At 59.0% G+C, this 21844-nt stretch carries 18 protein-coding genes; 11 read left to right on the forward strand and 7 right to left on the reverse strand.

The annotated features are described in order from the left end of the window. On the forward strand, window positions 1-273 hold a 273-nt coding region (locus AC1DPR_RS29525; RefSeq protein WP_477817779.1), incomplete at its 5' end, for a LysR substrate-binding domain-containing protein. Between the two features lie 380 nt (window positions 274-653). On the opposite strand, the gene AC1DPR_RS29530 is transcribed toward AC1DPR_RS29525, so the two are convergent. Continuing rightward, complete coding sequence (locus AC1DPR_RS29530) at window positions 654-884, reverse strand: hypothetical protein (RefSeq protein WP_477817780.1); 231 nt, start codon at window positions 882-884, stop codon at window positions 654-656. Window positions 885-1506: 622 nt separating this feature from the next. Here AC1DPR_RS29530 and AC1DPR_RS29535 point away from each other — a divergent pair. Next, window positions 1507-2493, forward strand: a complete 987-nt coding sequence (locus AC1DPR_RS29535) for an AAA family ATPase (protein ID WP_477817800.1) — start codon at window positions 1507-1509, stop codon at window positions 2491-2493. 3 nt (window positions 2494-2496) lie between these two features. Next, entirely contained in the window at window positions 2497-5007 is a 2511-nt protein-coding gene (locus AC1DPR_RS29540) for a S8 family peptidase (RefSeq protein ID WP_477817781.1), read from the forward strand. Window positions 5008-5175: 168 nt separating this feature from the next. Here the strand turns inward: AC1DPR_RS29540 and AC1DPR_RS29545 are convergent, their stop codons facing one another. Then, a complete protein-coding gene (locus AC1DPR_RS29545) occupies window positions 5176-6369 on the reverse strand; it encodes an abortive infection family protein (protein ID WP_477817782.1) in 1194 nt (397 codons plus the stop codon). Window positions 6370-6620: 251 nt separating this feature from the next. Here AC1DPR_RS29545 and AC1DPR_RS29550 point away from each other — a divergent pair, with 251 nt between their 5' ends. Further along, window positions 6621-7157: a LacI family DNA-binding transcriptional regulator gene (locus AC1DPR_RS29550; RefSeq protein ID WP_477817783.1), complete on the forward strand. Its 537-nt coding sequence runs from the start codon at window positions 6621-6623 to the stop codon at window positions 7155-7157. Window positions 7158-7564: 407 nt separating this feature from the next. Here AC1DPR_RS29550 and fba read toward each other — a convergent pair whose 3' ends face one another. The 5 genes from fba to AC1DPR_RS29575 are packed head-to-tail and all read right to left on the reverse strand — an operon-like array spanning window position 7565 to window position 11964. Beyond that, on the reverse strand, window positions 7565-8602 hold the full coding sequence (fba, locus tag AC1DPR_RS29555; RefSeq protein ID WP_477817784.1) for a class II fructose-bisphosphate aldolase: 1038 nt from the start codon (window positions 8600-8602) through the stop codon (window positions 7565-7567). Between the two features lie 58 nt (window positions 8603-8660). Further along, a complete protein-coding gene (otnC, locus tag AC1DPR_RS29560) occupies window positions 8661-9299 on the reverse strand; it encodes a 3-oxo-tetronate 4-phosphate decarboxylase (RefSeq protein ID WP_477817785.1) in 639 nt (212 codons plus the stop codon). Beyond that, window positions 9296-10573, reverse strand: coding sequence for a 3-oxo-tetronate kinase (gene otnK, locus AC1DPR_RS29565; protein ID WP_477817786.1), 1278 nt, complete (start codon window positions 10571-10573; stop codon window positions 9296-9298). Before otnK ends, otnC begins: the two co-directional genes overlap by 4 nt. Before the next feature lie 3 nt (window positions 10574-10576). Next, window positions 10577-11245, reverse strand: coding sequence for an aspartate/glutamate racemase family protein (locus AC1DPR_RS29570; protein WP_477817787.1), 669 nt, complete (start codon window positions 11243-11245; stop codon window positions 10577-10579). A gap of 14 nt (window positions 11246-11259) precedes the next feature. Then, window positions 11260-11964: a molybdate ABC transporter substrate-binding protein gene (locus AC1DPR_RS29575; RefSeq protein ID WP_477817788.1), complete on the reverse strand. Its 705-nt coding sequence runs from the start codon at window positions 11962-11964 to the stop codon at window positions 11260-11262. Between the two features lie 274 nt (window positions 11965-12238). Between AC1DPR_RS29575 and AC1DPR_RS29580 the strand changes: the two genes are divergently transcribed. The 7 genes from AC1DPR_RS29580 to AC1DPR_RS29610 all read left to right on the forward strand — a co-directional run bounded on the left by AC1DPR_RS29580 (window position 12239) and on the right by AC1DPR_RS29610 (window position 21793). Beyond that, the gene (locus AC1DPR_RS29580; protein WP_477817789.1) at window positions 12239-13096 is read left to right on the forward strand and encodes an IclR family transcriptional regulator; all 858 of its coding nucleotides are present in this window, start codon (window positions 12239-12241) and stop codon (window positions 13094-13096) included. Window positions 13097-13614: 518 nt separating this feature from the next. Then, the gene (gndA, locus tag AC1DPR_RS29585) at window positions 13615-15042 is read left to right on the forward strand and encodes an NADP-dependent phosphogluconate dehydrogenase (protein WP_477817790.1); all 1428 of its coding nucleotides are present in this window, start codon (window positions 13615-13617) and stop codon (window positions 15040-15042) included. Between the two features lie 10 nt (window positions 15043-15052). Further along, entirely contained in the window at window positions 15053-16531 is a 1479-nt protein-coding gene (zwf, locus tag AC1DPR_RS29590) for a glucose-6-phosphate dehydrogenase (protein WP_477817791.1), read from the forward strand. A 35-nt stretch (window positions 16532-16566) separates the two neighbouring features. After that, on the forward strand, window positions 16567-17580 hold the full coding sequence (locus tag AC1DPR_RS29595; RefSeq protein ID WP_477817792.1) for a class 1 fructose-bisphosphatase: 1014 nt from the start codon (window positions 16567-16569) through the stop codon (window positions 17578-17580). Between the two features lie 208 nt (window positions 17581-17788). Further along, entirely contained in the window at window positions 17789-18952 is a 1164-nt protein-coding gene (locus tag AC1DPR_RS29600) for a zinc-dependent alcohol dehydrogenase (protein ID WP_477817793.1), read from the forward strand. 166 nt (window positions 18953-19118) lie between these two features. Further along, window positions 19119-20501, forward strand: a complete 1383-nt coding sequence (dctA, locus tag AC1DPR_RS29605) for a C4-dicarboxylate transporter DctA (RefSeq protein WP_477817794.1) — start codon at window positions 19119-19121, stop codon at window positions 20499-20501. An 83-nt stretch (window positions 20502-20584) separates the two neighbouring features. After that, on the forward strand, window positions 20585-21793 hold the full coding sequence (locus AC1DPR_RS29610) for a M24 family metallopeptidase (protein WP_477817795.1): 1209 nt from the start codon (window positions 20585-20587) through the stop codon (window positions 21791-21793). Window positions 21794-21844: the final 51 nt, after the last annotated feature.

Raw genomic sequence — 21844 nt, forward strand, 5'->3', positions numbered from 1 at the left:
TTCAATGAGAAGTTCGCCGAATACGACCTCACCGCCAACATTGCCTTCAGCTGCGATGACACCTATGCGCTGGTGTCGCTGGTCTCTGCCGGGCTTGGCATCGGCTTTGCCCCGGAATGGACGCTTGATCTTCCCAATCGCGGCTTTGAACTGAAGAAGGTAAGCGGGATCGACTTTAGGATCGGGCTTGGCATTGCCTGGAACAGAGAGGATCCAACCGCTGGCCGTGATGATATCGTCGACATTGCGCGGTCGCTGGCACGGCGCGGCTGACAACATAGACTACGGATCTAGGCAGGGTCGGTTGCCCGCCGCTCTTTGTTGCGCTCGCCGAGACGCGATGATGTGGGGGATTGCCATCTGAACCTGTTGATTCGCGGCAGCCACGGATACTCCTAACCTCTGTCGCCTCCCTTGGGGGGCGTATGTCGTTATTCCATGTAAAACGCCCGGATTTGTAGGGAATCCGCTCATTCAGGCGACTGACAAGAGAGATTCGCGAGCTTTGTCGATCTACCATCGATAACCAGAATCAAATCATGATTTGCCCCTGCAGGAGAATCCCCGGGCTATCAATCAAGTCTCAAAACGCCGGGTTATGCACACTTCTATGCTCGCTCACCGAAACTGCTGCCACCGATTTTGCCCCCGTACTAAGCGGGGTAAGCGGGGGTAAGCTGGGGCTGCTTCTGGCGATTAAACAAGCTGAAGACAAGCTTGCGCGGTTCGATGAGATTGTTCGCCGCAGCCCGATAAGACCGGGTTTCACCGAACGGGCCCATTTCCATGAAGCTGCTGCCAGCATGTGGATTTCCAGTGAGCTTGTCCATGTCGAAGATCTGGTTCTCCTCGATGCCGACCGTGATGTTCGTGCCCCTACGCACAAAATCACAATTGCGCAGTCGATCCTCCGGACACGGCGAAGGGCGGTGAGCGCAGAGCCGGATTGGGCGACAGGTAAAGTTGGGATCGAAGCGATCGTTGGTCGATCCTATCCGCTGACGATGACATTTAAAGGCCGGTCTTTTGCTGACCGCAGTTTCCCGATCGCATTGACGCGGTTTTCGAACGAGACGGCTGCCCCACCTTCGACTAGATCAGGTCTTGGAGGTTGGACAGGGCGGGGTCCTGCAGAAAACCCAAGGCTGGGCGACGATGAACGTTTGACGCTCTCGTGATAAGATAGCCAGGGCGGCCCCTCTGTAAATTCGCGTGCCGATTTTCATTGCAGAGTGAAGAGAAGGTCCAGGGTGAAAAAATTACGTCGCACATGCTATCCTTGGTTGCGGTGAAGTTTCTTTGTACTGTCTCGTCAATTCCTGGGAACTGTTGCACCGTTAAATTGATTTTCGCAACGACCATCAATAAACTGGATTTTAACCAGTTCTTGGGGAGAGGCGTCTATCTCTCGAAAGTGCCGATGAGTCGCCGCGAGAGGATCACGATGACGCGAAATTGGACATTAGGATCAGAAGGAGCGCGACGCTCGAGCCGAGCGGCTGCGTCATGACGACCGCCCAGCAGTTAATCTCGCTCTTGAAGAGCCACGTTGACGGCGACGACGAGCAATTTCTGACGATTGCGCTGCAGGCTGCTGCGAATGAGGCCCGAAGAGGCCACGGCAAACTCGCAATGCAACTTCGTGAACTTGTCGACGCCGCGCGTGCCAACATGGATCGTGGGTCCGGGCGGAAGAAGGCTCCTGTACCCCTCGCGCAGCCGCGAGGCGATCTCGCGAACCTCGTTGCCGTTCGCTATGCCGACGTCAGGTTGTCGAGCATGGTTCTTCCGACTGAGCTCGAGGCTCGGCTGAAGCGTGTCATCCTCGAGCAGCGGCAGCAGCACAAACTGCGCAGCCATGGACTGACACCACGTCGCAAGCTGCTGCTTGTCGGTCCGCCGGGATCCGGAAAGACCATGACGGCCGCTGCTCTCGCCGGTGAACTCCACACGCCTTTGTTCACCGTTCAGCTCGATGGATTGATGACGAAATTCATGGGGGAGACCGCTTCGAAGCTGCGACTGGTGTTTTCGGCTATGCACGAAACCAAGGGCGTCTACTTTTTCGACGAATTCGACGCCATCGGGGCGAAGCGAGCTGAACGAAACGACGTCGGGGAGGTCCGGCGCATCCTCAATTCGTTCCTCCAGTTCCTCGAAGAGGATGAGAGCGACGGTCTGGTGGTGGCCGCGACGAACCATCCGGAACTGCTCGATCCTGCACTCTTCCGCAGGTTCGACGACGTCATCGAGTACAGTTTACCGAGCGCCGAGGTCGCAACGGGCATTTTTCAGGCACGGCTCTCCAGCTTCGACACTCGCGATATCAATTGGGCAAAAGCAGTTTCCGACGCTGCGGGTTTGAGTCAGGCCGAGATCGTCAGGGCCGCGGCTGACGCGGCAAAATTGGTCATCCTTTCCGACCGGGAACGCATTACCCAGAACGATCTCGTCATTGCGATCGCCGAACGCAAAGGAGCGGCGTCGCAGTAAACGATGGCAGAAGAACCACCGCGTCCACTCCAACACGTCTATCTGCCCGGTCATGGGGACATTCAACACTACACTGCCAGAGGTGGCGGTGGCGGCGTGGACGTCCCGGCGCGCGAGCGAGCCGAACATGCGGGAAAGCTGACCGAAGCTCTCACGCGCGCCATTGCGGATGCCGACGTCCGGTTGAAGGCCCGCGAGCCGGAACTTGCCGGCGGAACGCCTGGTTTTTATCTCGAATTTGAGCTGCCCTCATCGCAGGGCGAGATCGTCGATAAGCTCGAAAACCGCCAGGGCAAGTTTCCGATCGAACTCGTCAGCGTTCGTCCGGTGGGAGAGGGAGGGGACACGATCGCCGCCACTGTATTCGTTCCTGAACGGCAGCGAGACTACTATCTGAAAAAGGTCGCTCAATATCGCGACGAGGACCGAATTCAGAAAGTGGAGGTCGACGGGGAGATCGTTGAGAGGAACAACGGCCCCAAGAACGAAGTGCTGGTGGCTTCCCTCGAAACCGCACGCCTGGCGGTAGCAAGGTCCCTCTATACCGACGACGAGGCGTTCTTTCCGGCCCCTGCGACCGGCATTTGGTGGGAGGTCTGGCTCCGCCTCGGGACAGTGGACACCTTCGCGGCGGCGGCGCGGCGATTGGAGTTGCCCCTCCGTCAACATGCTCTGCAGTTTCCGGAGCGCGAGGTGTTGATCGTCCATGCTACTGCCGAGACGCTCGGCCGGATCATCGCGAACACCGATGCGATCGCGGAGCTGAGAACGGCCCGTGATACCCCGGCTTTCTTCATGGAAATGGATGGCGCGGAACAGAGAGTATGGGTTGCGGAAACGGCGGGCCGCATTGTTGCCCCCGATGAAGACGGGCCTGCAGTTTGTCTTCTTGATTCCGGTTCGACACGCCGCCACCCCCTGATTCAGCCGGCTCTTGCTCAGGCGGATCAGCAAGCATTTGATCCGGGCTGGAACGTCGAAGACATCAGCAATCAGGGCCACGGCGGGCATGGCACCCAGCTTTCGGGCGTCGCCCTCTACGGTGACTTGACCGACAGTCTCGCCGGCGATGGACAGATCGTCCTGACACACCGTCTGGAGTCGGTGAAGATCCTGCCCGACCACGGCGCAAACGATCCCGACCTCTTCGGCGCGATCACTGCCCAATCGATCGCGCGGGCCGAGATCGTGGCACCGAACCGGCCCCGGGCGATCTGTCTCGCACTTACCAGTGATGGCGATCACTGGCGCGGCCGCCCCTCGTCGTGGTCCGCCGCGCTCGATAAGCTCGCCTATGGCGCCGATAACGCGCCGCGACTGATCGCGGTCTCTGCAGGCAATATCCGGGAAGACATCCACCAGAACGACTATCTCGAACGCAACGATGCCACGCCGATCGAGAGCCCGGCGCAGGCATGGAACGTACTGACAGTCGGTGCCTTCACCGAGAAAACAACGATCACTGATCCTGTCTTCAATGGATGGGGTGCGATGGCGCAGGTCGGCGATCTTATGCCTCGCAGCCGCACCTCCGTCAGCTGGAACCATGATTGGCCGCTCAAGCCGGATGTCGTGTTCGAAGGCGGCAATCTCGGCATCGATCCAGCCACGCTCGTCGGAGACCAACTCGACGACCTCGCCCTCCTGACGACCCACCGGACGCCAGAGAACCGTGCGTTCACGACGACCGGCGAAACCAGTGCGGCAACGGCGCTTGCGGCAAGAATGGGCGCGCGCATCCTTGTTCAGCGTCCAACCCTGTGGCCTGAAACAGTCCGAGCCCTGATCGTGCATTCGGCAGAATGGACGCCGGCGATGAAGGCCCATCTCGGCGCGATCAACAAGAACGCGCTGCTGCGGCGCTATGGTTTCGGGGTGCCGTCCATAGTGCGGGCGCTCGGCAGTCTCAACAATGACGTTACCATGGTCGTCGAGACCGAGATGCAGCCCTTCATCACCGGCGGAAGCAAGATCGAAACCAAGGATATGGTGCTGCATGAGCTGCCCTGGCCAACACGGGAGCTCGAAGCTCTTGGCGAAACTCAGGTTCAGCTGCGGATCACGCTGAGCTATTTCATCGAGCCAAACCCAGGTGAGCGCGGCCAGACCCGGCGTCACAGCTATGCCTCGCATGGATTGAGGTTCGCTTTGAAGCCGAGCGACGAGCGCGCCGACGTGTTCTTGCGCCGTATCAATGCTGCCGCGGGCGCCCGGCCGCCGGCAAGGGCGGCCGGCGACGCAGGTTGGACACTGGGGCCTGTGCTGCGCAATCGGGGTTCCCTACATGCGGATATCTGGGAGGGCAATGCAGTCGAGCTTTCCCAGCGTGATGCGATTGCCATCTATCCGACCGGCGGCTGGTGGCGGGAGAACACGGGGCAGAGAAGGGGCGATACGGTCGTTCGATATGCGCTTGCGGCAACATTGCGAACCGCGGCGGAGGTCGATCTCTATACCCCGATCAGCACCCGCATTCAGCCAGAGGTGGCCCCTGAAATCCTGATTGAGACTTAGCCCAGGAATAGCCGCTCAAGGAAGGGCTATCTTATTCTCGTAGCTTGATCTCGGAAACGAAAGCTTCCCCGATGTGCATTCGGGCGCTGTAACTCCCGGCATGTGCTACTCAGGACCGGCTGATCGTGGGCGATGCGATGGCGTAACCGGCATAGACAAAATTCCAAACTACACTTCCGGATTGGTCGATTTGGCCGACGCGGGAAGACCGCTTTCAGCTTTCCTCGCCCGCCATGTCTCAACCAGGAAGGTCGCCATGGTGCCGGACAGGTTCACGGCAAGTTCTGCATGACGGGGCTGCGGCTTGGCCTTCTTGGGGCCGGGACTATGTGCATCACCCAGCTTACTGCGCAGAGATCCGAGGAGTTCGACAATCTGCTGACAACTGCCTAGGAGCTGCTTGAAGGTCTGCTCCGTATGGTCGTCGGGCGCCAGACGGAGGACCTTGGCAAGCTTCCGATACAGAACCGGAAGATCAGCATTGTCCGGATATTCAACTTGCGCTTCGTCGAGGATCCACTTGCAGACGTCCTCAAGAAGGGTACGCGCCAATGTGATGGCGCCGCGCGGATCGTCGGCGCGCCGCTCGACCGCAGCGATCCATCGATCATGGACGTCGTCCGGATCGAAGGCCTGCAGGGCCGCACTAATACCGTGATCAGCCGGGCTGCCTAGAACCGCGCGCTGCATTTCATAGACGGGAGATCCCGAAATTTTCCTCGCCACGGCAAGACGGAAATCGTCATGCCGCAGGTGACTGTTCAACTCCGCGACTATGGATGCCTGAGCCTCCGGCGTCTGAACAACAGGCGCGGTGACTTCCTCAAGGAATCGGAATAGCTGGGCTTGCGAACAGGTCAGGAAGCCAAGGTGGATCAGCATCTCGTCGGTTTCCCAATCGTAGTTCCGCACCGTGTGCTGATAGATATCGTCGAGGATGCCGCCAGAAGAGCCGTACGGTGAGGGGATTTCCGCGACGGGCCATGCCCGCTGTACGAACTCGACCTCCTCCATTTCCGTCGCCAACGGCCGCGTCTTGAACACCGATAGCAGCCGACGGCGTGTGATCTCGGTAATCGCGGGTTGCCCGATCTCTTCCAGTTTCGCAACTTGCTCGGAGAGACGATAGCTGCTGACTTCCTGCAGAAGCTTCTTTGCCAAGGGCAGAAGCTCTTCTGTAGGAACGACCGTGAGCCGACTTATGGCGTACTTGTACTTACTGTTGAAGGCTTCGGATCCATCGCCATCCGCCAGGCCAAGGCGTTTGCAAACGGCGGGCACATCATAGGCTTTGAAGTCCGCGATTGCATTGGCAAGCTCGGTGCGAAGATCGCGGATCATTTGTGGTGGTGGGGACGTCATTGGTGATGATCAAATCAGGATGCGTTGGACTACGTCAAGGGTGAGTTCGTCGTTGCGGCGCTCCCATAGGTGATAAGGGCATTATCGAACAAATTCAGTGTTCTTGTTTCAATTGCCCTGCTGGTCGTAGGTTCATTCCCGTTCAAGACCATGCCGTCACTAGCGGCAGGGAGGCAATGTTGAAATCGATCAGCTCTCAGATAATATTATGACCGAGATTTCGGCGGCGCGCTTAGTGTGGTTTCACTGTAATGAAAGACAAGAAAGTCGGCAGGCGAGCCACACTGTTGGACGTTGCGAAACGAGCTGGGGTGGGTACCGCCAGTGTGGATCGTGTACTAAACGACAGGGGCAATGTCAGTGAAGAGGTGAGCAAGAAAGTTCTGCAAGCCGCTAGGGAGCTAGGTCTCCGGCGAACTCTTCCTCAGGCTCATCGGAGGATAATCCGAATCGATGTCGTCCTGCCACGTCCAGAACTGCCGCTGATCGGCAGACTTGGATACGAGTTCAAAAGGCTGGTAGGTGTGCTGGATCGCTCGATAATCCTTTATAGAACCGTTCTGGACGACGAGCGACCGGAGACTCTTGCTAGGGCATTGGTCCGGACAACCTGCGACGCGGTGGTCTCCTACCTGCCAGACCATCCGCTAGTCCACGCGGCTGTAGAGGATCTGAGCTCCAGAGGCATACCACTCGTAACTGAGTCTCGGACGTCCCGGGCTCGACACGGATCGGATACGAAGGGATTGACCACGTCGAAGCCGGCCGTACGGCAGGTTATTTCGTAACCCGTATGGCGCGTTCGCCTGGGGCGCGGCGCAGTTTGTAACGGGCGAGCTTTAGTTGGGTCACGCTCTCCTGCCATTTGCGCGGAGATGACGGCCAGGTGGACCTGTCGTAGCCTGGTGCCCCGACGGGTCTTCCGCAAATGCGACAGAGCGGACACCGACACGTTCTGAGAGGCGACCCATATGATGCCGCGGGCCTCGCCTTTGGCGGACGTAGCACTGGCAGAGCAGGGAGTCGTCTACAGCCAGTTTCACATAACCGCCCTCTGTGCTCCGGCACGAGCTTCTTGGCGCGCCTGCGAGGATATCGACAGATCGCCGAGTCTCACTTCTCGGCGATCTGACTAAATTGCTCGGCCCGAGCGGCAACCGCCGAATGGAACCGCCCAAAACTCGCCCCGGGGCATTCAGGCGTAAAATTGGATCATCGATTCCGCCGGCAGCACCCTAATCCGAGAGGCGTTTCCAGCCGCTCCGAACCGCTCGAATCTTTCGAGGCACACAGCCTGCATGCGAGCAATGCCGGGTTTCAGCATGCCGCGAATGTCGAAGGATCCCGGATTGGCCTTGAGGTACTCCCGGGCCGAACCGGTAAGCGCCATGCGCAGATCCGTATCGATGTTGATTTTTCGAACTCCCATTCGAATGGCGTTTTCAACTTCCTCCAGCGGGACCCCGTAGGTCTTGGAGATATGACCGCCGCTCTCATTGATGAGATCCTGGAGATCCTCGGGCACCGTGGATGCTCCATGCATCACCAGATGCGTGTAGGGCAAACGTTGATGGATCGCGGCGATGACATCCATCGCCAGTATGTCGCCCGTGGGCTTGCGGGAGAACTTATACGCGCCGTGCGACGTTCCGATCGCGACCGCCAACGCATCGACCCCTGTTGCCGCGACGAAATCTGCTGCCTGCTGCGGGTCGGTCAGCAACTCTTCGCGCTCGAGCGTCCCCACGAGGCCGTGACCGTCCTCTTGTTCGCCGCCTCCCGTTTCCAGTGAGCCAAGAACACCGATTTCGCCTTCGACCGAGACCCCGCGCGCATGGGCGTACGCGACGGTCCTGGCGGTCACATCGACGTTGTACTCGTAGCTGGCTGGCGTCTTGCCGTCAGATTCCAGCGAGCCGTCCATCATCACGCTCGTGAAGCCGAGTGCGATCGCACTTTCGCAGACTTCTGGTGTTGACCCATGGTCTTGATGGAAGCAGACCGGCACCTTCGGAAATCCCTGCGCCGCAGCCTTTACCAGACCGCTTAGAAGGACATCGTCGGCGTACTTGCGCGCGCTTTGACTCGCTTGGACGATCACCGGGCTATTCGAGCGTTCGGCCGCTCTGAGCACTGCCAGGAGAGTCTCCAGGTTGGTAATGTTGAAAGCGGGAACACCGTAGCCGCGCTCGGCGGCATGGTCGAGTATTTGGCGCATAGAAGCGAGTGTCATGAAGGTTCCTCCTGGTGTGTGGGTTCGCCACCGTGTGGCGTGTATGGCTTCGAGATTTTCAGTTCGGGAAGGCTCTATTGATCTCGGCGATTTCTTCGGCGCGAAGGGGCGAAGTCTTCCTGTCGCCGAGAATGAAGAACAGTTTTGCTGTTTCCTCGAGTTCCTCGTAGGCATAGACCGCCTCTTCGAGACTGGCGCCCGAGACGATCGGCCCGTGGTTCGCGAGCAGCATGGAGCGGTGATCCCGGGAGACCTTCTTTACTTCGTCCGCCAACGCCCGATCACCCGGACGGAAGTAGCGGACGAGGGGGAGCCTGCCGACCCGCATGACGTGATACGCGGTCAGTGGAGGCAAAACATTTTCCGTCTGCTCGTGGCAGAGACAGGAGACAGCCACCGAATAGGTCGAGTGGAGGTGCACGACTGCACGAGCCGCCGGACGCTCCTGGTAGACTGCCAGGTGGAAGAAGTATTCCTTGGAGGGAGGATCTCCGCTGATCAGCTCACCCTCCGGTGAAAGCTTCGAGATCCGTTCTTCCTCCAGAAAGCCGAGGCTTGAATTCGTTGGGGTGACGAGAATGCAACCGTCGTCCAGCAGCACTGACAGGTTGCCCGCGCTACCATGGGCGAGTTGTCGCGTGTATAGAAGGCCGCCCATAATCACGAGCTTTCGGCGCAGTTCAGCTTCGCTGGTCATGGCCGGCTCTCCCCCGACAGTGCTGCTAGTGCCTCCTCGAAGAAGTTTGCACCGCCGAAGTTCCCGGACTTCAGAGCGAGTGCCAAGCCCTTCTGGCGGCTGACAAGGACGGGAACGCCGGGACTGACCTCAGGGCCGATTGCTAGATCCCCGAGATCAAGTGCTTGCGCTACAGCCCCGGAAGTCTCGCCGCCAGCTACCACAAGGCGGTTGACCCCGCCGTCCACGAGCTTGCGCGCCGTGTCGGCGAACAACCCCTCAAGTCTCTCCGAGACCGCTTCCCGGCCATAGCGCGCCTGCGCCGCCGCAACGTCCTCCGGCGTGCCAGAAGAGTAAACCAGGGGCGCGTTTCCGTGATTGGCTCGGATGAAGGAAACGACATCGTTCGATGTCGTTCGCCCGCTCATCACGTCGTCGACTGAGACGGTCATTGCCGGATGATTGCGTGTGTGGACGTCAATCTGGCCTCGTGTCGCGCCGGAGCAGCTTCCGGCCAGAATTGCTTCGGGACCGCTGACGCCTTCGAAGCGCCCGCGCGCTCCCTTGGCAAGACCACTGGCAATGAAATTCGAGGCAAGGCCAAGCGCTATCCCCGATCCACCGGTTAAAAGCGGTGAGTCGGAGCAGGCGAGTCCAATGGAAACAAGATCCGCGTCACTGACTGCGTCCACGACGACGAGCGTTTCCCCGCGATCTGCACTGGCCTTCAGGGCCGTTCGAATGGCATTCTTTCCTCCCCGAACGGTTTCCGTCGCTACCAGGCCGACTTCGGTACTGGTTTGCAGCCGGAGCCAACGCCGGATGTTTGCGTCGGTCATGGGTGTCAACGGATGGTTCTGCATCCCGGATTCGTTGAGGAGCTTGTCGTTGACGAAGAGATGCCCTTGGTACAGCGTGCGCCCCATGGCGGGGAATGCAGGGCAGGCGACAACGCCCTTCACGTTCAATGCGTCGGCGAGCGCTTCCGCAACGGGGCCGATGTTGCCTTCCGGCGTGGAATCGAATGTCGAGCAATACTTGAAAACGACTTGGCGGCAGCCCTGCGCCTTGAGCCAGTGGAGGGCTTCGAGAGATCGTTCGACTGCTTCCTTGGATGGAACCGATCGCGTTTTCAGGGAGATCACTCCCGCCTCGATATCAGGCGAGGCATCGCCTTCCGGAATGCCCATAAATTGCGAAGTGGCCAGGCCGCCCTGTCTGGGAAGACCTTTGGCGAGCGTATTGGCGATATCGCTCGCGCCCGTGAAATCATCTGCGATGACGCCGAGTAGCATCTCTTACTCCATGACCAGTGTTTTCATGCGCGTGACGGCGGCCTCGGGGGCCGTCAGGACGGGTGTGTTCACCTTGCGTCTGACCTCCTCGGCTGCGCGAGAGGTCGAAAAATGCGCCAGCATGATCGCGTCCCGTTCGGCAAACCGAGGGGCCGTGTCAGCGACAAGACGATTATGCATGGTTACCTCACCGCGCCGCAGCAAATCGATCGCGTCGGGAACGACGATCGTTTCGAGTGTGCTCGCCGACCCGGCCTCCTTGGCGAACTGTCGGAATTCATCCTCCATCGTGGATACCGCGGGGGCGAAGGTTGCCAGCATGCCAATCCTATTGCCGGCTGTGATCGCCTCCCGGAACATTGCCTCGTTCGGCCGCAAGATGGGGAGCGGTAGAACCTCGACCATTCGGTCGATAGCCGGACCGAAGGCCGAACACGTGATGAGGATGCCATCGGCTCCAATCCGCTGCGCGTAGCGGCCAAAATCGACGAAACGCCCGATCAATGCCTCGGAAATGTCGGCACCTTCTTTGGCGCGATCGATGGTTAGGCCGTCGTCCAGCAGATTAACCGCTTCGGCTTCCGGCCAGTGTGTCGACATGGCGGTGTTCACCGGTTCCATGGCTACGGGCGTCGCGTGAAAGAGAACAATGCGGGGTCGAGCTTTCGTCATAACGTCCTCCTTTCCTACGCCGCGAGCCGAACACGCGGTACAAGTCCGGACCGGGCGTAGATCCCGGCGGCCTTTGTGTCGGTGAGGTGCTGGACAAAAGCCTGCGCAACTTCAGGATTCGGTGCGTCGGAGAAAACGGCTGCGGAGAAATCGGTATGCTTCTGGTAGGGCTCGGGAAAAGGACCGACCACCTCGATACCGTCGATCGACATCAATTCGCTAACCTGCTGCACGGCGAGATCAGCGTCGCCGGAGATCAATTTGTCCGCCGTGAATCCGGCATGGATTATGGTGGCCTTTTCATTGATCTCGTCGGCGATCCCGAGGCGTTCGATCACGTCCCTGAAATGAATGCCGCTGGCACCTGTCTGCGAATAGGCGACCGATCGTGCCGAAAGGAGTGCCTGCTTGAATGAGTCCGGGGTCGAGATATCGGGCAGGGATTCGCCGCGGCGTGCGCCGAGGCCGAAGCTGGCGCGTGCGAGGGGTCGAACGGATCCGCCGAGCAATATCCCTGCCTGGACCAGTTCATCGATGGGCTGATCGATGGCGATCAGAACATCTGCCCGTTCACCCCGGCGGACTGCGTCAATCAATACGCCCGTCGGATTCCATTCAACATCAATGTGATGACCAAGAGATTCCCATGCAGGCAGTAACTCCGTCTTCAACGCGAGCTCGACAGCGAGTGTACTCATAGCCTTCAGTTCAATGCTCATATGTCCTCCCTGTGCCACCTCGCTTGGGGCAATAGCCACCAGCACTATCGTCGTGCCGGTCTGTCAGGCCCCGCATTACAGGGGGTGGCCTTGGCTCGGTCAACTTCGCTTGACGGCTTTTCATGAGGTGAAAATCGCACGGCATCAGATCCGAGTTAGATCGATTGCGTGCCCCTGAATTGATTTTGACATTGTGAAAATTATCCCGATGAAATGTTGACCGGGAACGGCCTCAATCCTACCCTCCGGGTGGAGGAAACATTGGGAGGAGCTTATGGAAGCGGCTAATCATCGCGCTTGGCGCGAAGCCCAGTCTCGGCAGAGCCAGTACAAGATTTCGACCACAGATTCTGGCAAGAGCGAAGGTAAAAGCATCCAGTCGGTAGACAGGGCCATTTCCATACTGGAGGCCTTGTCGCTCAGCGATGCCCCGTTGATGCTCAATGAGATTGCAAAGGTTGTTGAGATCAACCTTTCAACCTGCCACCATCTGATCAAGACGCTTGTGAGAAGAGGCTACGTTGTCTACGGCGGTAGAAACGGTGGTTATTCGCTTAGTTCGCGGCTAGAGACCATATCTCGCCAGTCGGCCAGAGATTACAATCTGGCGGAGTTTGTCCGCCCCAGCCTGCAGGAACTGAACGTCAACTTGCGCGAGGCCGTACAGATGGCCGTCCTGCGCCGAGCCGCTCTGGTGACCCATATTCAACTACCCTCGCACATCGCCCCGCAACTCGATCTTCGCGAGTACACGAAACTCCATACGGTCCATGCAACCGCCCCCGGAAAGGCGATCCTTGCGTGGCTGCCTGAGAACGAGCTGGCGCGCGTAGTGGCCGACAACGGGCTCACGGCGTTCACGGAAAAAACGATTACGTCGCTGGGCGGGTTGATAGAAGAACTGCGGCTTGTGCGGCGTTCGGGCTTTGCAATGGACGATGGTGAATTCCGTGCAGACCTCGTCGGGTACGGGGCGGTCGTCCGCGATATGTCGGGTGCGGTGGTTTGTTCGATTGGCGCGACAATCCCTAGAAAGCGCGCCAGCGAAGATTACCGGAAGCACGTAGCCCGCGCTGTCGTGGACTGCGCTCGGGACTTGTCGGGTCGGATGCCGGCAGGATGTTTCGTCTGAACCGACCAACCGTGCCGGGCCGATGAAAACCCCGGTGCGCCTGCCGGACCACACTTGATTTTTTTGTGGTTTACTGAGGTTGCACGGTCGCGTGTTCCACTATGCCCGAGCGGTCATGGCCTGCTTGGGATGGGCCTCCAGGATGGCGTGGCTCGCTGCCGCCCCGTCTTGTGCCGCGGTCCCTTGACTTGCCGGCGTCACGAACGCCGCAAGTGCTTTGCCGCCTTGGGCAGGTCGCCCTGGACCGTCGCCGTTTCGTTCACGAAGCCGCTCCAGGCCCCCAAACTCCATTGGAACCTGACCTACAGCTTCCGCGTGATGCGAGCGCGCTAGGACTCCGTTTGGCCCAGGCCATCCCGTGTGTTCTGTAGAGCAGGGCGAGGAATCGCAAGTGGGATCCCACACCAAAGCCAGTCGGCTCGAATTTTCACATTGTAAAATCGCCGTTCAACAGAGCGACGCGCAAGTACTTCCGAGGTATTTGTCCTGCCAGTCGATCTATTCATCGGGAGGAAGTAATGGCTGAGAAGATTGCTGATTTGGGTGTTGTCGGTCTCGGGACGATGGGTGCCATGCTCGCACTCAATTTTGCCGAGAAGGGCTCCGAGGTCGCGTTGTTCAATCGCACACCGGGGAAGGCGGAAAAGTTGGCCGCAGACAACCCGGAGCTTGCCGAGCGGCTGCATCCGCAGACATCGATCGAAAGCTTCGTAGCATCGCTGCGTTCTCCGCGTGTCATTGTCTTGATGGTCAATGCGGGCGCAGCCGTCGATGAACAGCTTGAGGTCCTCGCACCGCTCCTGGATAAAGGCGACATCGTCATCGATGCAGGTAATACGGATTTCAACGATACGGTTGCCCGAAACCGCAGGTGGGATAGCGACGGCTTTCATTTCGTAGGAATGGGTGTCTCCGGTGGTGAACTTGGCGCCCGCCATGGACCTTCGATCATGGTCGGGGGCGACCAGCGGGTATGGAGCAGGCTGAAGCCATTGCTCGAGCCGATTTCCGCCAAGTATGAGGGCAGCCCTTGCGTCGCATGGCTCGGTCCCGATGGTGCGGGACACTTCGTGAAGACAATCCACAATGGCATCGAGTATGCCGATATGCAGATGATTGCCGAGATTTACAGCATCATGCGCGACGGCATGAAGCTCTCCGCATCGCAGATGGCGGACATCTTCCGAGACTGGAACGAGCGCGGACTGTCGTCCTACCTAATCGAGATCAGTGCAACGGTACTCGCCGAGCCCGATTCCAAAAGCGGTAAGCCGCTCGTAGACGTGATCGTCGACGAAGCGGGCCAGAAAGGAACCGGTCGATGGTCGGTGATCGAGGCTCAGAAGCTGGGCATCGGTGCAACAACTCTCGAAGCGGCGGTTTCTGCCCGTAGCCTGTCCTCGCTGCGAAAGGAGCGGCTCGTTACCGGAAAGATCTACTACGATATCATCCTTAACGATGGCGCGTTCGGCGCCGACCAGGCAAGTGTGGCGGAACTTGAAGCCGCGCTGGAGACGGCTAAAATCATCGCCTACGCTCAAGGCTATGCGATCATGTCGGCCGCCTCTCGCGAATACAATTGGGATTTGCCGCTTGGGGAAATCGCTCGGATATGGCGAGCCGGCTGCATCATCAGATCGGTCTTCCTCAAGGACATCACGCAGGCCTACGAAACCGGGGGCGAAGTCGCCAATCTGCTTCAAGAGCATTCTTTTGCAAAGCGGGTAAGCGAAGGCCAACATGCATTGCGAAGTGTTGTCGCAAAGGCCGTGAACGCGGGCATTCCGGTGCCGGCCCTATCCGCCTCGCTTGCATATTTCGACGACTATCGACGCGAACGCGGGTCGGCAAATTTGATCCAGGGGCAGCGCGACCTCTTCGGTGCGCATACCTTCCGTCGCCTCGATAGTGACGGCAGTTTCCACCATCAATGGCCTGCGGTCTAAGGAGGATATGATGGTAAGCGTCAATGCTACGGTCGACCTGTTCGACTATGTCATTTTCGGCGGGGGTGGTGATCTTGCAGAGCGTAAGCTGCTGCCAGCTCTCTTCCACCGCGATCGCGACAACAACCTGCCGGACGGCGCGCGCATTGTCGGCGTCTCCCGGACGGCGCGTTCGGATGAAGATTACCGCGCCTTCGCACGCAAAGCCTTGCAGACGTACGTTGCCGCAAGTGACCTGACTAGCAACGTCCTGGAACGGTTTCTCTCGCGGCTGGCCTACATCAGCGTAGATGCAACTGGAGCGAACGGCTGGAAGGAGTTGAAAACTTTCCTCGACAAAGGTGGTGCGGATCGTGTTCGCGCCTTCTATCTGGCCGTGGCGCCCTCGATCTTCGGCGCGATCGCAGCGAAGCTCAAATCCTTCGGGCTCGTCAACGCTCGGACGCGTCTGGTTATCGAAAAACCAATCGGACGGGACCTGACTTCTGCTCGTGATCTCAATGCCGAGATTGCGCGGCACTTTGACGAAAACCAGGTTTTTCGCATCGATCATTACTTGGGCAAAGAGACCGTCCAAAACCTGATGGCATTGCGTTTTGCCAATACCCTCTACGATCCGGTCTGGAATTCGTCGTTCATTGACCATGTCCAGATAACGGTCGCCGAGAGCGTGGGCCTGGGTAGCCGGGCAGGATACTACGACACCGCAGGTGCGTTGCGCGACATGGTGCAAAATCATCTGCTGCAACTCCTGGCGCTTGTTGCGCTCGAGCCGCCCTCGACGTTCACGGCGGATGCAATAAGGGACGAGAAGCTGAAGGTCCTTCGGGCGCTGAAGCCGATCACGCCGGCCAACGTCCGGCAGCTAACGGTACGAGGCCAGTACCGTGCGGGTGCCAGCGATGGCGGCGCCGTACAAGGCTATCTCGACGACCTGGGCGGACCGTCGAGCGATACGGAAACCTTTGTCGCGCTCAAGGCCGAGGTCAATAATTGGCGTTGGGCCGGGGTGCCCTTCTACCTGAGGACCGGCAAGCGCATGCCGACCCGCGCCTCGGAAATCGTTGTTACGTTCAAGTCCATCCCGATGTCGATTTTCGATGAGTCCAGTGGGCACATCTCGCAGAACCGGCTGGTGCTGCGTCTGCAGCCCGGTGAGGGTGTCAAGCAATGGCTCATGATCAAGAATCCCGGTCCGGGCGGCATGCGGCTAAGACAGGTGTCACTCGACATGAGTTTCGCGGAACAATTCAGCGTTCGCCATCCCGATGCGTACGAGCGCCTTTTGATGGACGTGATCCGCCGCGACCAGTCGCTCTTCATGCGCCGCGATGAAGTTGAAGCGGCCTGGGAATGGGTCGATCCCATTTTGGCGGCATGGCAGGAAACCGAGCATAAGGTCCAAGGTTACGCATCGGGGACGTGGGGGCCGTCAAGCGCGATCGCTCTTATCGAGCGAGACGGGCGCACGTGGCACGAACCTGAATAATCGGCCTTCACCATGTTAAATCAAGGATTCGAAGCATGACTGCCTCTCTCGCAAGTTATCTCGACGAGTTTGCCTCTTCGCCTTTGTTGCGCGACGTCGGGCAGACGGTCCTTCACCTATCTGCGGCGGCCGTTACGGTTCATCGTGCGATTGCTTCGGGCCGAGTTCCCGAACGGCGATCGGTAGGTGATACTTCCTCCAATGCCAGCGGGGAGACTCAAAAACCTCTCGATGTGTTCGCTGACGATACTTTTCTAGCTGCTGCGTCAATGTCGCCCGTGCGCCTTTACGGTTCCGAGGAGCAGGAGGAACCAATCGAACTCTGCGACGAGGGCCTTTTGGCGCTTGCCATCGATCCGCTGGACGGTTCCTCCAACATTGAAACGAACATTGCGGTCGGTACGATCTTCTCCTTACTGCCCTTCGACGTCGGTGCCACAGACCCGCGCTCCGCTTTCGAGCAGCCCGGAGACCGTCAAGTCGCGGCCGGGTTCTTCATCTATGGCGCACAGCTCCTGCTCGTCCTGACGGTAGGTTCAGGGACGATGACGTTCATCTGGCGCGGGGACAGTGTCGGTTTTGTCTTGATGCGCGAAGCACACGCCATTCCCCCCGAGACCCGGGAGTACTCGATCAATTCGTCCAATCGCCGCCACTGGACTCGTGGGACTAGACGTTACATCGAAGATGCCGAGGCGGGCGAGGAGGGGCCGCGCACCTGGAACTTCGGAATGCGATATGCCGGGTCGCTTGTCGCAGACACGTTCCGAATCCTTCAGCGCGGGGGTGTCTTTCTTTACCCTGGCGATCAACGCAAGGGCTATGGCAGCGGTCGCCTTAGGCAGATCTACGAAACAAATCCGATCGCATTCTGCATCGAGCAGGCGGGTGGTTCCGCTACCGACGGCCATCGGCGAATGCTCGACCTGTCACCTTCTGACCTTCACGGGCGTAGCCCCTTTGTCTTTGGCTCGAAGAAGGAGGTCGAGGTCGTCGCGGCGTATTTGACCGCCGAGGAACGAGATGCGGCATCCGCGTCCGCGGCGTGAATTTCACATTGCGAAAGACCACGCTGTTTCGTTGACGCGTGAAACTGCCAATGCGACGATACTTCAAGAAACAAACGGAGCACACAGACCTCAATTCTTAGGTCATCAAGTAAGAGTGCTCCTTCAAGTTGAATCGAACCAATAACCACCAAATGCCCAGTAGTTTCTACCGGGCAAACGAGAATGTATTTCCTAAAGGAGGAGAAGCATGCCGCAGTCTGCAAACGTGAAAACCCAACCCGACTTTCCGATTCCGGAAACGATGAAGGCATGGGTGCTTGGCGATCCCGGTCAGCTCACCCTGGTTGACAAGTCAGTCCCCACGCCGAAGAAGGCCGAAGTCCTGGTTCGGATCGATGCCGTCGCGATCTGCGCAACCGATCTCGAGATCATCGCCCATGGCCCGCCCGCACAGATTCAGGGCGGCTTGCCGTTCAACAAGAATTTCACGCCCGGTCATGAATACATGGGCACGGTCGTTGCCCTCGGTCCCGGCGTAGATGAGTTCAATATCGGCGACCGCGTCACCGTCGAAATCCATGCAGGTTGCGGGCAGTGCAAGCGTTGCCGCCAAGGCATGTACACATCGTGCCACAACTACGGCAAGAACTACGGTGATTTCGACAAGGGGCATCGGGCCAACGGTTTCACGACCGATGGGGGCTTCTGCGAATATCAGGTCAACAATGTCAATACGCTGATCCATGTTGACGATTCGATGACGGACGAAGAGGCGACGCTTGTCGTCACTGCCGGCACGTCGATGTATGGACTTACCGAGCTTGGCGGCCTGGTCGCTGGCGAGTCCGTCGTGGTGAGTGGTCCGGGACCGATCGGTCTCCTCGGCGCGGCGGTCGCAAAGGCCCTTGGTGCACAGCCAGTCATCCTGACCGGGACCCGCGACAATCGCCTGGAGATCGGAAAACAGCTTGGGGCTGACCACGTTATCAACGTTCGCAACGAGGATGCCGTCGAAGCCGTGCGCCGTCTGACGGACGGGAAGGGCGTCGACTACGTCGTCGAATGCTCGGGAGCGCCGAACGCGGTCAACGAAGCTGCACGCATGCTCAACCGCGGCGGCAAGATTTGCCTGGCAGCCTTTCCGAGCGAAGAGGTGCCGATCGATGTCGCCTACCTCGTACGCAACAACATCTACCTTTACGGGATCCGCGGTGAAGGCAAATCGGCGACACATCGCGCCGAGGCGTTCATGCGTCAGAAGCGTTTCGACGCACGGATCATTCATACCCACACGTTCGACATGGAGGACCTTCCGGAAGCGCTTCGCTATGCGAAGGATCGCGTCGAAGACGCGATCAAGGTTGTGGTGAAAAACAACCAGTCGGTCGCGATAGCACAGGCCGCCGAGTAACGGCGCGGGGCTGGCCGGGATGAGGGAGGCCAGCCCCGCTTGCACCAGTTTGAGATGTAGCCCTACCGCTACCCCCGAGAAAGCTTTTGACGCTGCATACCGCGGAGCATTCCCCGAAGCGTCAGGAGCATGTTGAATAGTCACTCGCCTGCCGGGAGGAGATCACATGGCACGAGAAGCATCTTCAACAGTTTCTGAGACAGGCCAGCAGAACATCGTCATGCGCTGGCTCAGCAAGCTCTATATCCAAGTCATCATCGGCGTGATCATCGGCATTGCGATCGGCTATTTTGAGCCGCAGTTCGCAGTGGCCCTCAAGCCTTTTGGCGACGTGTTCATCAAGGCCATCAAGGCGATCGTGACACCGATCATCTTCCTGACCATTGTCGTCGGGATCGCCACCATCGGCGACATGCGCAGAGTTGCTTCGGTCGGAATTAAGGCCATCATCTACTTTGAAGTGGCATCGACGCTTGCTCTTCTCATTGGCATGGCCGTCGGAAACATCTGGCCTGTCGGCAGGGGCATAAACGCAGACCCCGCGACGCTCGATGCTGGAGCCGTATCGACCTTCGTCCAGAAAGCACATGACGTCACGCTGACGGACTTCTTCATCAACATCATTCCGTCGACCTTCCTGTCCCCGTTCGTCAATGGCGACATCTTGCCAGTCCTCTTCATCGCCGTGCTCTTCGGACTTGCGCTCTGCAAGATCGGCGACAAGGCAAAGCCGTTCATCGGCTTTCTGGAAACGGCATCCTACGCCCTGTTCGGCATGGTCAACATCATCATGCGGTTCGCACCCCTCGGCGCTGCCGGAGCCATGGCCTTCACCATTGGCAAATACGGTCTCGGCTCCCTACTGGAACTCGGTCAGCTTGTCGTCGCGGTCTACATCGTCAGCATCCTGTTCGTGGTGTTTGTCCTCGGCACTTTCCTCAAGATGGCAGGATTCAGTCTTTGGAAGGTACTATCCTACTTCAAGGACGAGATCCTGGTGGTATTCGCGGCAACCTCCGCAGAAACGATGATCCCGCGGTCCATGGCAAAGCTGCAGCATCTCGGCGTCCGCAAGGAAGTCGTCGGCCTGGTGATGCCCACCGGCTTCTCCTTCAACATGGATGGAACCGCGATCTATATGACCATGGCGGTACTCTTCATCGCCCATGCGACGAACACCGACCTGACCTTGTGGCACCAGATGACCATTCTGTTCATCATGCTCTTCACCTCCAAGGGTGCGGCGGGCGTAACGGGCGGCGGCTTCATTGCACTCGCTGCGACCATGCCCTCGATTGGCGTTCTTCCCGTGGCTGGTCTCGCTCTCCTTGTTGGAGTTGATCGCTTCATGGCTGAAATCCGGGCAGCAACGAACCTCACGAGCAATATCATCGCCACGCTCGTCGTCGGTCGCTGGGTTGGTGCCGTGGACACGGAGCGTGCCCAGGCGATCCTAGATAGCGGCGAGATGCCGGAGGAGGACACGGTCCGGGACAGTGTGCCAGTCCGCCCCCAGCCGGCCTTGGGTCGGCCAGCCCAGACGATCTGACCGAACCCAGCCATCCACACTGCGCCCGGTCAGGCTCCGGGCGCGAGAACCACAAATTCTACCGCACTGAAAGGAATCTACCCATGAGCTTTGCATATTCGGAAGGGAATCCAGTCGAGGACACCTCCAAGCTCGGCAAACCGCCATTCGATACGGACCGTCTCGATCGCCTTATGGAGGAAGCAAAGCTTGATGCGCTGCTCGTCACCTCCAAACACAGCATTCAGTACTTGCTGGGCGGGTATCGCTTCTTCTTCTACGACTACATGGACGCACACGGTCTCAGCCGCTATCTGCCGTTCTTCATTTACGTGAAGGGCCGCCCGCTGGACTCCGGCTACGTCGGCGCTCCGATGGAACGCTACGAGAAGCAACTCGGCAGTTTCTGGGTCTCCAACCTAAACCTCAAGAACTATGTGAGCACCGGCTATGCAAATGCGGCGGCTGAACTGCTGAAGCAGGTAAACGGCGCGAAGGGGCGGGTCGGCATCGAGGTCGGGTTCATGCCCATCGATGCGTTCCGAGTTCTCGAGGCACAGCTCCCGGGTGTCGAACTTGCGGACGCGACCTACACGCTCGAGATCCTCCGCGCACTGAAAACGCCCGGCGAGTTGAAGATCCTGAAGGAAGCCTCCGAAAAGGTCGTCGACTCGATGCTCTCGGTGATCTCCAAGCATGGACCGGGCACCAGCAAACTTGTGCTGTTCGACGCGCTGCGCCAAGAAGAGACCGCCCGAGGCCTGAAATTCGAGTACGCCCTGACAAACGTCGGAACGGCATTCAATCGCGCGCCCTATGACAAGATCTGGGAGGAGGGTGAAACCCTCGCCCTCGATTCCGGCGGCAACTACAAGGGGTATATAGGTGACGTATGCCGCATGGCTTACACCAAGGAGCCGGACCAGGAGCTTATCGATCTGCTTGGCCAGGTCGAGCTCGTACAGCAGACGGCTCGCAAGAACCTCCGCGCGGGCACGATCGGTGCGGAAATCTTCGAAAACGCCAATAGCGCCCTGGCGCAATGCTCGGCAAGCAACAAGATGTTCTTCTCCGCGCACGGGATGGGCATCGTAAGCCACGAGGCCCCGTGGCTGATGAGCACGGCCGTGCCACAATACACAGCCCATCACCGCGAGCAGCCGCTCGAGGACGGCATGGTGATCTCTATCGAGACTGAACTTCACCATACCGAGCGTGGCTTCATCAAGCTCGAAGACACCGTGGCAATTACCGCTACTGGCTGCGAGGGCTTTGGCGATCACGGCCGCGGCTGGAATATCGCCGGGCAGTGACATCGACCGGGTAGGGCGACGGTCTGTTCGCCGCCCTACCGATACGACCTC

The sequence above is a fragment of the Rhizobium sp. 01T417 genome (assembly GCF_056398905.1).

What these genes read in the sequence shown, in the direction of transcription:
- zwf (WP_477817791.1), top strand. Translation starts at nt 15,053, where the DNA reads ATGGTAAGCGTCAATGCTACGGTCGACCTGTTCGACTATGTCATTTTC.
- otnC (WP_477817785.1), bottom strand. Translation starts at nt 9,299, where the DNA reads ATGACCAGCGAAGCTGAACTGCGCCGAAAGCTCGTGATTATGGGCGGC.
- fba (WP_477817784.1), bottom strand. Translation starts at nt 8,602, where the DNA reads ATGACACTCGCTTCTATGCGCCAAATACTCGACCATGCCGCCGAGCGC.
- AC1DPR_RS29595 (WP_477817792.1), top strand. Translation starts at nt 16,567, where the DNA reads ATGACTGCCTCTCTCGCAAGTTATCTCGACGAGTTTGCCTCTTCGCCT.
- AC1DPR_RS29600 (WP_477817793.1), top strand. Translation starts at nt 17,789, where the DNA reads ATGCCGCAGTCTGCAAACGTGAAAACCCAACCCGACTTTCCGATTCCG.
- AC1DPR_RS29550 (WP_477817783.1), top strand. Translation starts at nt 6,621, where the DNA reads ATGAAAGACAAGAAAGTCGGCAGGCGAGCCACACTGTTGGACGTTGCG.
- AC1DPR_RS29570 (WP_477817787.1), bottom strand. Translation starts at nt 11,245, where the DNA reads ATGACGAAAGCTCGACCCCGCATTGTTCTCTTTCACGCGACGCCCGTA.
- AC1DPR_RS29545 (WP_477817782.1), bottom strand. Translation starts at nt 6,369, where the DNA reads ATGACGTCCCCACCACCACAAATGATCCGCGATCTTCGCACCGAGCTT.
- AC1DPR_RS29610 (WP_477817795.1), top strand. Translation starts at nt 20,585, where the DNA reads ATGAGCTTTGCATATTCGGAAGGGAATCCAGTCGAGGACACCTCCAAG.
- AC1DPR_RS29535 (WP_477817800.1), top strand. Translation starts at nt 1,507, where the DNA reads ATGACGACCGCCCAGCAGTTAATCTCGCTCTTGAAGAGCCACGTTGAC.
- dctA (WP_477817794.1), top strand. Translation starts at nt 19,119, where the DNA reads ATGGCACGAGAAGCATCTTCAACAGTTTCTGAGACAGGCCAGCAGAAC.
- otnK (WP_477817786.1), bottom strand. Translation starts at nt 10,573, where the DNA reads ATGCTACTCGGCGTCATCGCAGATGATTTCACGGGCGCGAGCGATATC.
- AC1DPR_RS29575 (WP_477817788.1), bottom strand. Translation starts at nt 11,964, where the DNA reads ATGAGCATTGAACTGAAGGCTATGAGTACACTCGCTGTCGAGCTCGCG.
- AC1DPR_RS29580 (WP_477817789.1), top strand. Translation starts at nt 12,239, where the DNA reads ATGGAAGCGGCTAATCATCGCGCTTGGCGCGAAGCCCAGTCTCGGCAG.
- gndA (WP_477817790.1), top strand. Translation starts at nt 13,615, where the DNA reads ATGGCTGAGAAGATTGCTGATTTGGGTGTTGTCGGTCTCGGGACGATG.
- AC1DPR_RS29540 (WP_477817781.1), top strand. Translation starts at nt 2,497, where the DNA reads ATGGCAGAAGAACCACCGCGTCCACTCCAACACGTCTATCTGCCCGGT.